At 45.5% G+C, this 11,982-nt stretch carries 14 protein-coding genes and 1 tRNA gene; 11 read left to right on the plus strand and 4 right to left on the minus strand.

From position 1 onward, the window contains the following. Nucleotides 1–56: 56 nt before the first annotated feature. Both QTO00_RS06655 and QTO00_RS06660 read right to left on the minus strand, forming a co-directional pair. On the minus strand, nt 57–1,163 hold the full coding sequence (locus QTO00_RS06655) for a PilT/PilU family type 4a pilus ATPase (RefSeq protein ID WP_331423801.1): 1,107 nt from the start codon (nt 1,161–1,163) through the stop codon (nt 57–59). Nucleotides 1,164–1,178: 15 nt separating this feature from the next. Further along, nucleotides 1,179–2,216 (minus strand): type IV pilus twitching motility protein PilT, encoded by a 1,038-nt coding sequence (locus QTO00_RS06660; RefSeq protein ID WP_331423803.1) that lies wholly within the window; start codon nt 2,214–2,216, stop codon nt 1,179–1,181. Nucleotides 2,217–2,241: 25 nt separating this feature from the next. Here QTO00_RS06660 and QTO00_RS06665 point away from each other — a divergent pair, with 25 nt between their 5' ends. Genes QTO00_RS06665 through hemW form a run of 7 tightly spaced genes read left to right on the plus strand, consistent with a single transcriptional unit; the run spans nt 2,242 to nt 7,008 of the window. Then, nucleotides 2,242–2,958 (plus strand): YggS family pyridoxal phosphate-dependent enzyme, encoded by a 717-nt coding sequence (locus tag QTO00_RS06665; RefSeq protein WP_331423805.1) that lies wholly within the window; start codon nt 2,242–2,244, stop codon nt 2,956–2,958. A 29-nt stretch (nt 2,959–2,987) separates the two neighbouring features. Continuing rightward, the gene (proC, locus tag QTO00_RS06670) at nt 2,988–3,806 is read left to right on the plus strand and encodes a pyrroline-5-carboxylate reductase (RefSeq protein WP_331423807.1); all 819 of its coding nucleotides are present in this window, start codon (nt 2,988–2,990) and stop codon (nt 3,804–3,806) included. A gap of 38 nt (nt 3,807–3,844) precedes the next feature. Next, entirely contained in the window at nt 3,845–4,402 is a 558-nt protein-coding gene (locus QTO00_RS06675; protein ID WP_331423809.1) for a YggT family protein, read from the plus strand. Next, entirely contained in the window at nt 4,402–4,692 is a 291-nt protein-coding gene (gene yggU, locus QTO00_RS06680; RefSeq protein WP_331423811.1) for a DUF167 family protein YggU, read from the plus strand. Before QTO00_RS06675 ends, yggU begins: the two co-directional genes overlap by 1 nt. 53 nt (nt 4,693–4,745) lie before the next feature. Continuing rightward, nucleotides 4,746–5,177: a DUF4426 domain-containing protein gene (locus tag QTO00_RS06685; protein ID WP_331423813.1), complete on the plus strand. Its 432-nt coding sequence runs from the start codon at nt 4,746–4,748 to the stop codon at nt 5,175–5,177. Nucleotides 5,178–5,211: 34 nt separating this feature from the next. Next, complete coding sequence (locus QTO00_RS06690) at nt 5,212–5,817, plus strand: XTP/dITP diphosphatase (RefSeq protein WP_331423815.1); 606 nt, start codon at nt 5,212–5,214, stop codon at nt 5,815–5,817. A 15-nt stretch (nt 5,818–5,832) separates the two neighbouring features. After that, nucleotides 5,833–7,008: a radical SAM family heme chaperone HemW gene (hemW, locus tag QTO00_RS06695; RefSeq protein WP_331423817.1), complete on the plus strand. Its 1,176-nt coding sequence runs from the start codon at nt 5,833–5,835 to the stop codon at nt 7,006–7,008. A 251-nt stretch (nt 7,009–7,259) separates the two neighbouring features. On the opposite strand, the gene glsB is transcribed toward hemW, so the two are convergent. Continuing rightward, nucleotides 7,260–8,180, minus strand: coding sequence for a glutaminase B (glsB, locus tag QTO00_RS06700; RefSeq protein WP_331423822.1), 921 nt, complete (start codon nt 8,178–8,180; stop codon nt 7,260–7,262). Between the two features lie 131 nt (nt 8,181–8,311). Next, nucleotides 8,312–9,031 carry a tRNA (guanosine(46)-N7)-methyltransferase TrmB gene (trmB, locus tag QTO00_RS06705; protein WP_331423818.1) on the minus strand — a complete coding sequence of 240 codons (720 nt, stop codon included), beginning with the start codon at nt 9,029–9,031 and terminating at the stop codon, nt 8,312–8,314. A 189-nt stretch (nt 9,032–9,220) separates the two neighbouring features. Here trmB and mutY point away from each other — a divergent pair, with 189 nt between their 5' ends. From mutY to QTO00_RS06725, 4 genes are all read left to right on the plus strand, one after another. Beyond that, the gene (gene mutY, locus QTO00_RS06710; RefSeq protein ID WP_331423819.1) at nt 9,221–10,276 is read left to right on the plus strand and encodes an A/G-specific adenine glycosylase; all 1,056 of its coding nucleotides are present in this window, start codon (nt 9,221–9,223) and stop codon (nt 10,274–10,276) included. A 19-nt stretch (nt 10,277–10,295) separates the two neighbouring features. Next, nucleotides 10,296–10,568 (plus strand): oxidative damage protection protein, encoded by a 273-nt coding sequence (locus tag QTO00_RS06715; RefSeq protein ID WP_038208098.1) that lies wholly within the window; start codon nt 10,296–10,298, stop codon nt 10,566–10,568. Between the two features lie 70 nt (nt 10,569–10,638). Then, entirely contained in the window at nt 10,639–11,775 is a 1,137-nt protein-coding gene (gene mltC, locus QTO00_RS06720) for a membrane-bound lytic murein transglycosylase MltC (RefSeq protein ID WP_331423820.1), read from the plus strand. A 103-nt stretch (nt 11,776–11,878) separates the two neighbouring features. Beyond that, nucleotides 11,879–11,954: transfer RNA gene (locus QTO00_RS06725), tRNA-Phe, on the plus strand. Nucleotides 11,955–11,982 lie beyond the last annotated feature (28 nt).

Raw genomic sequence — 11,982 nt, forward strand, 5'->3', positions numbered from 1 at the left:
GACCTAAACCTTCTAGGGACTAGAAACTAGAAACTAGAAACTAGAAACTAGAAATTCTAATCCATATCTATCTTCACACCACTCAACGAACCTGAATTAGACACCTCACCCCGTTGGGTTTTGAGCATAATGCGCAAGTCATTGGCAGAGTCGGCGCTGTGCATTGCATCCTCTTCACTGATCTTATCATCAACAACTAATTGATAAAGCGCCTGATCGAAGGTCTGCATTCCAATCTCTTTCGATTTTGCCATGGTCGATTTCAGCTCATGCAGATCGCCACGACGAATGAGATCCGATACGCGAGGGCTGTTGAGAAGAATTTCAAATACCCCATGACGGCCTTGACCATCTTTATCTCGAATTAACTGCTGACCAATTACGCCGCGCAGATTCATCGACAAATCAAACAGGAATTGTTCTTTTTGCTCTTTAGGCACTAAATGTAGAATGCGCTCTAAAGCTTGGTTAGCATTATTGGCATGGAGCGTCGCCATACAAAGGTGCCCCGTTTCAGCGAAAGTCATCGCATATTCCATCGTCTCTCGGCTGCGAATTTCACCGATCAGAATCATATCTGGGGCCTGACGTAGTGAGTTTTTCAGTGCCACTTCATAGCTTTCGGTATCAAGCCCAACTTCACGCTGAGTGACGATACAACGGTTGTGTTCATGAACAAACTCAATCGGGTCTTCCACGGTCAAAATATGGCCGGTTTTGTTGCTGTTGCGAAATCCGGTCATCGCTGCCATGGTGGTTGATTTACCCGATCCTGTCACTCCAACGATTAGAACCAAACCGCGTTTGGCAACGGAAAGGTTCTGCAAAACATCCGGCAACTTCAGCTCTTCAAAGGTCGGAATTTTGGTTTCAATACGGCGAATCACCGCGCCCGGCAACTCTCGCTGGTAGAAAGACGACACACGGAAGCGGCCAAAATGGCGCACAATGGCAAAGTTAGCCTCTTTGGTTGAGTGAAACTCATGCTGACGATCGTGGTCCATCATACTGTCGAGCAAAGAGCTCACCACTGCGTGCGAAAGCTTATCTCCAGATGGTTTGAGTTCACCATCAACACGATAAAGGATCGGCGCACCGACCGTAATGTAAAGATCAGACGCTTTGTGGTCGATCATCTGCTGCAAAAAAGCATCAATATCCATAACGACTACCTCTAGTTAGAACATTGATGTTTCAAGTTCGATTTTCTTCGCCACTTCGTCTTGTTCAACCAAACCTTGAGCCACCAACTTTTTGGCATTTTGTTCCATAGTTTGCATGCCATGGGCGGCGCCGGTTTGAATCACGGACATCATTTGTGCGACTTTATCTTCACGGATCAAGTTACGAATGGCTGGCGTCGCCATCATGATCTCATGACAAGCAACACGTCCTCCGCCAATACGTTTTAGTAGCTTCTGCGCAATAACGGCACGTAGAGACTCAGACAACATTGAGCGAACCATCTCTTTGTCCGAGCCTGGGAAGACATCAATGATACGGTCAATCGTTTTAGCCGCAGAGCTCGTATGTAAGGTACCAAATACCAAGTGACCAGTTTCCGCTGCAGTCAATGCTAGGCTAATCGTCTCTTGGTCACGTAGTTCACCTACGAGAATAACATCAGGATCTTCACGCAGTGCGCTGCGTAGGGCATTGTTAAAACTGTGCGTATCTCGATGCACCTCACGCTGGTTTATCAAGCACTTATTGTTGCTGTGAACAAATTCAATCGGATCTTCGATAGTTAAGATGTGCTTATTGTGGTTGCGGTTAATATGGTCGACCATCGCGGCAAGGGTGGTTGATTTACCTGAGCCCGTAGGGCCAGTCACCAACACTAAACCCTTCTCCATATTTGCGATGTTCTCAAAAATCTCTGGCGCAGATAGCTGCTCTAACGTTGGAATCTCAGTTGGAATGGTTCGAAACACTGCAGCGCAGCCACGGGCTTGGTTAAACGCATTAACACGGAAACGACCCACGTCAGGTAACTCAAAAGAAAAGTCGACTTCGAGTCGCTCTTCAAACTCACTTCGCTGAGCATCATTCATAATTTCTAACACTAAACGGTGCACGTCTGAGTGACTAAAAGCTGGCACGCCAAGCTTTCTTACTTCACCATCTATCCGTACCATTGGAGATACTCCTGCAGAAAGATGTAGATCTGAAGCATTATGCTTTACACTAAAATCCAGTAATTCGGCGATATCCATTTAAATTCCTTAAGTAAAATCTGCTATGACTAGTATTCAACAAAACATTGAACAGATCACCTCACAGATTGAGAGAGCACAACAAAAGTGTGGACGCGGTCGAGACACAGTGCAACTTCTGGCGGTAAGCAAGACTAAGCCTGTTGAGGCAATTTTAGAAGCAGCGCAAGCCGGGCAAGTCAGTTTCGGCGAAAACTATGTCCAAGAAGGGGCAGACAAAGTTGCCTATTTTGCAGAGCACCACCCACAGCTAGAACTGGAATGGCACTTCATTGGCCCAATTCAGTCGAATAAATCACGTCATGTTGCCGAGAGCTTCGCTTGGGTTCATACCGTTGATAGGGCTAAAATTGCTAAGCGACTCAATGACCAAAGGCCTGATGGTATGGCTCCGATTCAGGTATTGATTCAGGTAAATACCAGTGGTGAGTCTTCTAAGTCAGGCATTAGTGATGATCAAATCTTTGAGCTAACAGAGTTGATTTCTCACCTTCCGAACCTCACTTTAAGAGGATTGATGTCGATCCCGGCCAATGTGCCAGACTATGCATCTCAGCTTGATGCCTTTACTCAGTTAGCACAACTAAAAGATAAACTTGCACAACGCTTTCCTGAGCAAAACATTGATACCTTATCGATGGGCATGAGTGGAGATATGCAAGCCGCAATTGAAGCTGGCAGCACTATGGTACGTATTGGTACCGCAATATTTGGCGCGCGAGATTACAGTAACAAAGCATAAGCAGCTCAAAAGAAAGGACTAAACCAGTAATGGAACACAAGAAGATTGCCTTTATTGGCGCAGGAAACATGGTTAGAGCTATCGTCTCTGGCTTAGTTGCCAATGGTTATCCGGCAGAATTAATTACCGCAACAGCACCATCAGAGACTCGCCGACTACCACTAGAGCAGGAATTTGGTATTCGTACTACCAGTGACAACATTCAGGCTACACTGCAAGCAGACGTTGTGGTTCTATCGGTAAAGCCGCAAATGATGGAAGAAGTATGTAAACCGCTGCGAAGTATCGACTGGTCCGAAAAATTAGTCATCTCTATTGCTGCAGGCATTCAGAGTGCTCGCTTCGACCAAATGCTTGATGCAGAACTTAGCCTAGTGCGCGTGATGCCAAATACACCTTCCCAATTAGGGTTAGGCATGAGCGGACTGTATGCGCCAGAAAAAGTCTCACAACAAGATAAAACTTTTGCAGCGGCGCTTATGGAATCGTGCGGTAAAGTCTGTTGGGTAGAGCAAGAATCAGGCATCAACAATATTATCGCCGCAGCAGGTAGTGCGCCTGCGTATTTCTTCCTGTTCATGGAAGCGATGCAAGCTGAAGCTATAGCTCAAGGATTTGATAAGCAGACAGCTCGCTTGCTGGTTCAGCAGTCTGCGCTTGGCGCAGCAAGCATGGTTGAGGGCAATCCAGACACCGAACTGTCAACCTTGCGTGAGAACGTGACTTCAAAAGGTGGTACCACCGCAGAAGCACTACGAACATTCAACCAACATCAACTTTCAGATATAGTAGCCAAAGCCATGCAGGCAGCGGTTTCTCGCGCTGAAGAGATGGAAAAACTATTTTAATGACCAGAGCACTCGGCTCTAGACAATAAGGGTAACCTATGAATTCAATGAGTTTTCTGATTTCCACCCTGTTTGATCTCTACATCATGGTGGTGATCTTACGTATTTGGTTACAAGCTGCCCGTGCAGACTTTTATAACCCGTTTTCGCAATTCATCGTTAAAGCGACTCAGCCAGTTGTAGCGCCACTTCGCCGTGTGATCCCCTCCGTCGGCAGCCTAGATCTGGCCACAGTTTTATTCGCTTACGTGCTATGTGTTCTAAAATTTGTCGCGCTGACATTTATCATGTCTAACGGTGCGGCGGCATTTGATGTTGGCTTCCTGATTTTTGGTGCCCTATCGCTAGTTAAAGCAGCAGGTGGATTACTTTTCTGGGTGCTACTGATCCGCGCTATCCTAAGCTGGGTAAGCCAAGGTCGCAGCCCAATTGAATACGTTTTCCATCAGTTAACCGAGCCAATGCTTGCGCCGATTCGCCGCGTGATTCCAGCAATGGGTGGTTTTGACTTAAGCGTACTAGTCTTGTTCATCGCACTTCAATTCGCCAACTTCTTGATGGGCGATCTGATCGGTCCTATCTGGTACCAGCTATAATGTCACGAGCAGCTTGGTTTGATGGCGAAGACTTAGTTATTAAGCTCTACATCCAGCCGAAAGCCAGTCGAGATAAGATTGTAGGCAGGCACGGTGAAGAGCTAAAAATTGCCATTACAGCGCCTCCTGTTGATGGAAAGGCCAATGCTCATTTGAGTAAATATCTCGCCAAGCAGTTCAAGGTAGCAAAGGGGTTAATAACAATAGAAAAAGGTGAATTGGGTAGACACAAACAGGTCCGTATCAGCTCACCATCCCAAATACCTAAAGAGATAGAAGCCATCTTGTGATGGCTTTTTCTTTGCTCTCATACAGAGCACTTACCCAATTCAAAGGAAGTACTATGAAAAAATGGATCACTCTCATTCTGGCTAGCGCCCTAGCCCTACCGACTTGGGCTGGCCAGTTTAAAAACATTAAAGATGTTGAAGTTCATTACTCTGCATTCAATTCAACATTTTTAACTCCGCAAGTCGCCCGTAGCTATCAGCTTAAACGCAATGGCTATTCGGCTATTATCAACATTAGTGTGTTAGATAACTCACAAGCCGGTAAACCAGCCACAACGGCTAAAATAAAGGGCAGCGCCAAAAACCTTATTGGTCAGTCACGTAAGTTAAGTTTCCGTGAAGTGAAAGAAGGCAACGCCATCTACTATCTTGCTGAGTTTGCCATCTCAGACGAAGAGCAACTTACCTTCAACATCGATGTTAACGCTGGTAATAAAGGCGCTGGCACATTAAAGTTCACCCAAAAATTTTATGTCGAAGAGTAAAACTCGACGCTCGAATTACAAGTAAGGCAATACGATGAAAAGCAATAAAATTGTTCTAGCGACCGGTAACCAAGGAAAAGTACGTGAAATGGCAGATTTACTGTCTGACTTTGGTTTCGACGTAGTGGCTCAAAGCGAGTTCAATGTGTCTGACGTAGCAGAGACAGGAACAACCTTTATTGAAAATGCCATCATCAAGGCGCGCCATGCAGCCAAAGAGACGGGCCTTGCAGCGATAGCAGATGATTCCGGCCTTGAAGTTGATTTCCTCAAAGGCGCTCCCGGTATCTACTCGGCTCGTTACGCGGGTGAAAACGCAAGCGATCAGCAAAACCTAGAGAAACTACTGGAAGCAATGAGAGGGGTTCCAGATCAAGAGCGTAGCGCTCGCTTCCATTGTGTATTGGTACTTATGCGTCACGAAAATGATCCAACGCCAATCGTCTGTCATGGTAAGTGGGAAGGACGTATCCTAACGAAAGCCCATGGCGACAATGGATTTGGCTACGACCCTGTGTTCTATGTTCCAGAAGATAACTGCGCATCAGCGGAACTAGAACCAGCACGAAAAAAGCAGCTTTCACACCGTGGTAAAGCACTAAAACAGCTTTTCGCTACCCTGTCTGAGCAAGCTCTGTAAGCGTCTTTAGCTAGTATGAACCAGTTAATTCCACCAGCATTGAGCCTTTATGTACACATCCCGTGGTGTGTACAAAAGTGCCCTTATTGCGACTTCAACTCGCACGCACTCAAAGCGGATATTCCAGAGCAAGAATATATCGCGGCTCTACTACAAGACTTGGACGCTGATATTGAGCGCTACCAAATCTCAGATAACCAACGTCAACTGCACTCTATTTTTATCGGCGGCGGCACGCCAAGTCTGATTTCACCGCAAGGGATCGCCGAGCTACTACAAGGGATCGAAACAAGAATCCCCTTCAAATCCGGCATCGAAATTACCATGGAAGCCAACCCCGGCACCATTGAAGCTGAACGTTTTGCAGGTTATCAACACGCTGGTGTAACTCGAATATCTGTAGGGGTACAGAGTTTTGAGCAGCAAAAGTTAGAGAGGCTTGGGCGTATTCACGGCCAAGATGAAGCGGTTAATGCTGCTAAATTAGCTCATAAAATTGGCCTCAACAGTTTTAACTTAGATCTCATGCATGGCTTGCCGGATCAGTCCGTTGATCAAGCACTTAAAGATCTTGAGAAAGCGATCGAGCTGGATCCTCCTCATCTATCTTGGTATCAACTGACCATCGAACCTAACACCATGTTCTACTACAAGCAGCCAACATTGCCCGACGATGACGATCTATGGGATATCTTTGAGTTAGGGCATAAAAAGCTAGCCGAAGCCGGTTATGTGCAATATGAAATTTCTGGCTACAGCAAGCCAGGCTATCAGTGTCAACATAACCTCAACTACTGGCGCTTTGGTGACTACCTAGGCATTGGTTGTGGCTCTCACGGAAAAATTAGCTTTGCTGATGGGCGCATAGTTCGTACCACTAAGATTAAACACCCCAAAGGCTATCTCGCTGCTTACGACAATATGGTTAAACCATACTTAAACAGTGAGCAAGAAGTCGCGTTAGAAGATCGTCCGTTTGAGTTCTTCATGAATCGCTTTCGTCTTATCGAAGCCTGTCCAAAACAAGATTTCCTCGATACCACTGGGCTAGGTTTTGAAGCTATTCAAGGGACCATTGATTGGGCAATTGAGATGGGCTACATCGATGAAAGTGACACTCACTGGCAAATCACTGAAAAAGGTAAACTGTTCCTCAATGACTTGCTCGAAGCATTTATGGTTGAAGAGTAGAGCGTAGATAGGATGCGGGAGGCTGGAACGGACTTCGTCCTATGGAGAACTGGAGAGTTTAAAGTGTTGGCGTTTTGCGCCAGCCCTTTATTGTTTGTCATCCTCAAGAACGCGGAACGAGTGAGTTGGGGATCTCTTATAGAAAGCCGAAAACCATAGAGATTCCTTACTCGCTCCTTCGTCACTCTAAGGAATGACAATTTGTCTCGAAGGACGAAGCCCGATCTCGAAGCAAAGCGTTCTTCAAACCTCTAAAAAATCGAACGACCAATGCGCTCAGCTAATAACTCTAAAGCTCTAGTACCGGCTAAAGAATTACCCGCTTGGTCAAGCTCTGGAGACCAAACGGCAATCGTCATTTCACCGGGTACAACAGCGACAATACCACCGCCCACACCCGACTTACCCGGCATACCCACTCGATACGCAAACTCTCCTGCACCATCGTATAAACCGCATGTCGCTAGCAACGCATTCAACTGCTTGGTTTGGATTGACGTGATGACAGGCTTACCTGTTTGAACCGAGGTACCTTTGTTAGCTAAATAGCTAAAGGTTTTGGCGAGATCGACACAACTCATCTTAAGTGCACATGCGTGGAAGTAATTATTAAGCACCGGAATGACATCATTTTCAAAATTGCCAAATGAGCGCATCAAGTAGGCAATCGCTGCGTTGCGGTCACTGTGCATCATCTCAGAGGCCGCTACCACCTTGTCATAGCAGATATGCGTATCACCTGAGAGTTGGCGTACGAACTCTAACAAACGCTGACGAGGAGCCGATAGGCGGCTGTTTAGTAGGTCTGCAACGACAATCGCTCCGGCATTAATAAACGGATTGCGCGGGATCCCCTGCTCTACCTCAAGTTGGATTAAAGAGTTGAATGCCTGACCGGATGGCTCTTTGCCTACGCGCGCCCAAATTTCTTCGGGCTTATACAGGCACATCGCCAAAGTAAGGCTCAACGCTTTGGAGATAGATTGAATCGAGAAAGCCTCATCCGCATCGCCTGCTTTGATCACCTCACCTTGATTGGTAAATACAGCAATGCCGAGCTTAGAAGCCGGTACATTAGCTAAAGCAGGAATGTAATCGGCAACTTTACCTTGGCCAATAAGAGGGCGTACCTCGGCTAAGATATCAATCAAGATTTGCTGAGTAGGTTTCATCATCAACCTCAAAATCAATGAGTTACTGTTATTTTCTTATGAAGTCAAAAAAGCCAACATAGATATGTTGGCTTCTGTTTACACGTCAATCTGTTGCTATCGAAAGCCAATAGCAAAGCAACTAGTTAGGCTTATTTTACGCGCTTATACTTAATATCCCAAACGCCGTGACCTAATCGGTGACCACGTGCTTCAAATTTTGTTAGCGGACGCTCATCTGGGCGAGGAACAAAGTCACCGTCTTCAGCGATATTTCCGAAACCTGGCGCTTGATTCATGACTTCAATCATGTGCTCGGCGTAATTTTCCCAGTCAGTCGCCATATGGAAAATACCTTCACCGTCGATAAGCTTCTGACGTACCATCTCTGCAAAATCTAGCTGAACGATACGGCGCTTGTGATGGCGCTTCTTATGCCATGGGTCAGGGAAAAACAGCTGTAAAGTCGCCAAACTGCTATCTGGGATCATGTTAGCGAAAACTTCTACTGCATCGTGACACATCACGCGTAGGTTTGTAATGCCTGCGTCACGCGCGTCAGAAAGACACGCACCCACACCAGGACTGTGCACTTCAATACCGATAAAGTTCTTTTCTGGTGCGTTCTTCGCCATTTCTACAAGCGATGCGCCCATGCCGAAACCAATTTCTAAAACGACTGGGTTATCGTTACCAAACACCTCTTTCCAATCAAGAAGCTTTTCTTGGTAGTCGATGCCCATAGTCGGCCAGCATTCATTCATCGCGTTTTCTTGACCTTTGGTCAAACGACCTTCGCGTCGAACAAAGCTGCGAACTTTGCGTATCAGTTTACCGTCTTCGTTATACTCGTTAGTGGTCACTTCACTCATGATATTGCCTGTTTAAAAAATGGTCTCGCCTCAAAGGGATTGTGATTATCCAAAGAATTGCTATTGGTGCAAGTTTTTTAGAGCAATTAAGCGCAGATTACTTATACCCTTACTGTTTATCGGTTGTACTATACCCTCAACTTATGATGCAATTTTGTTTAATTACACAACTATAATATCGAGCATATCGTGACCCCTTTCGCTAATGCCATCTTAGAATGGTACGAAAACTATGGACGTAAAAGCCTACCTTGGCAGCAAAATAAAACTGCCTATAGCGTGTGGCTTTCAGAGATCATGCTACAGCAAACTCAAGTAGCAACAGTTATTCCTTATTACCAACGTTTCCTCGAACGCTTCCCAACAGTTGTGGAACTCGCTAATGCAGAGCAAGATGAGGTTTTACACTTATGGACAGGCTTAGGCTACTACGCACGTGCACGGAACTTACACAAGGCCGCTAAAGTCGTCACTGAGCAATACGGTGGAGAGTTTCCACTCGATATCGACGAAATGAACGCGCTACCCGGCATTGGTCGTTCCACTGCAGCCGCGATACTGTCATCAGTATACAAGCAACCTCATGCGATTCTCGATGGTAATGTTAAGCGCACCTTAGCCCGTAGCTTTGCTGTCGAAGGGTGGCCGGGACAAAAGAAAGTAGAGAATAAACTTTGGCAATACGCTGAAGAGCACACGCCAGATGTTGATGTGGATAAATATAACCAAGCCATGATGGATATGGGCGCTATGGTCTGCACTCGCAGCAAGCCTAAATGTACTTTATGCCCTGTCGAGTCTTACTGTATTGCCAACAAACAAGGTAACCCGCTCGATTATCCGGGCAAAAAACCGAAAAAAGACAAGCCAATCAAAGAGACTTGGTTTGTAATGCTTCATCACAACGGCAAAGTATGGCTAGAACAGCGACCACAATCGGGTATTTGGGGAGGCCTGTTCTGCTTCCCAGAGCACAATAACGCTAATATTGAACACCAAATTGATCTCCGAGGAATCCAACAGGCTGATATTAAACAACAAAATCAACTGATCGCTTTTCGTCACACGTTCAGTCACTACCACCTCGATATTACGCCAATTTTGGTAGACCTATCAAAGCAACCTAACGTCGTCATGGAAGCAAACAAAGGTCTTTGGTATAACTTATCGCAACCTGAAGAGATTGGCTTAGCTGCCCCAGTGAAACAGTTACTGGAAAGCCTGTCATTCGAAATTCAATACTAATTACTGTTAAGGAATTGTTATGAGCCGCACTGTTTTTTGTGCTCGACTACAAAAAGAAGCCGATGGATTAGATTTTCAGCTTTATCCAGGTGAACTGGGCAAACGTATTTTTGATAACATCTCAAAAGAAGCATGGGCAGAGTGGCAACACAAACAGACCATGCTGATCAATGAAAAGAAACTCAATATGATGGATCCTGAACATCGTAAGTTGATCGAAACGGAAATGGTTAACTTTTTGTTCGAAGGTAAAGACGTTCATATCGAAGGCTATACTCCACCAAGTGAGTAATAGTAAGCCACGGTTGAAACAGAAAAATGACATCATTGCCTGCAGTGATGTCTTTTTTTTTAGGAGAGTTATGAGAAAGTTAGTGTACTTTTGGGTTGCAATAGCCATGACTGGTTGTAGCCGAGAATTTGTTGAAAGCCTCTACGATGTCAATTATGAGCCAACCAATAGATTTGCTAAAAACCTCGCACAATTGCCTGGTCAGTTTGAAAAAGACACCGTAGCCCTAGATGCACTGATCAGTAGTTTTTCTGGCAACATTGAAAAACGTTGGGGGCGTGGAGAGCTCAAATTTGCGGGCAAAAGTAACTACGTAAAGTACATAGATAACTATCTCAGTCGTTCCGAGGTCAACTTTGACAAAGGCTTAATCACTATAGAGACAGTTTCTCCAACCGATCCTAAAAGACACCTTAAAAACGCGATTGTCACCACGTTGCTGACTCCTGATGACCCGGCGAGTGTCGACCTTTTTTCGTCCAAAGAGATCAAGCTCGAAGGACAGCCCTTTCTCTACCGACAAGTCGTCGATCAAGACAAAAAAGCCATTCAGTGGACGTGGCGTGCTAACCGGTTTGCCGATTACCTAATTGCGAATAAGCTCAAGGTAAAGAATGTCGACTTTAAGAAAGCCTACTACGTCGAGATTCCCATGGTGGAAGAGCAGTTTGAGATTCGTAGTTACAAATACGCTGATATCGTTCAACGCGCATCACGCAAGTACGACATTCCAGAAGATCTCATCTATGCCATCATAAAGACTGAAAGTAGCTTTAACCCCTACGCTGTTAGCTGGGCCAATGCCTATGGTTTGATGCAGGTTGTGCCTAAAACCGCAGGAAAAGATGTCTTTAAGCTCGTTAAGAAAAAATCTGGCCAGCCATCACCTGAATATCTATTTAACCCGGAAAACAATATCGATACAGGGACCGCCTACTTCTACATTTTGAAAAACCGCTACCTAAGAGATGTTAACCATCCTCTCTCGCTTGAGTACAGTATGATTTCGGCCTACAACGGTGGAACTGGAGGGGTACTTAACACTTTCAACCGTAATGACAGAAAGCGGGCAATGCGCGATCTTAACTCGCTGCAGCCGAACCAAGTTTACTGGGCGCTTACCAAAAAACATCCAAATGCAGAAGCACGCCGCTACCTTGAAAAAGTTACCAAATTCAAAAAGGATTTTAACTCTGGTAAAACATAACCACCAAAAACGCCTAAATAATCGGCACTCAACCACTTTTTTGAATTTTTTTCTAAAAACAAGTTGACGACAAGACCGAAAATCCGTTTAATAGCGCTCCGTCGCCCGGATAGCTCAGTCGGTAGAGCAGAGGATTGAAAATCCTCGTGTCGGTGGTTCGATTCCGCCTCCGGGCACCACAATTTGTTTGTTGGTGTCTTAGACATC

Origin of the sequence: Vibrio sp. M260118, assembly GCF_036533755.1 — a bacterium.
Classification (GTDB): domain Bacteria; phylum Pseudomonadota; class Gammaproteobacteria; order Enterobacterales; family Vibrionaceae; genus Vibrio.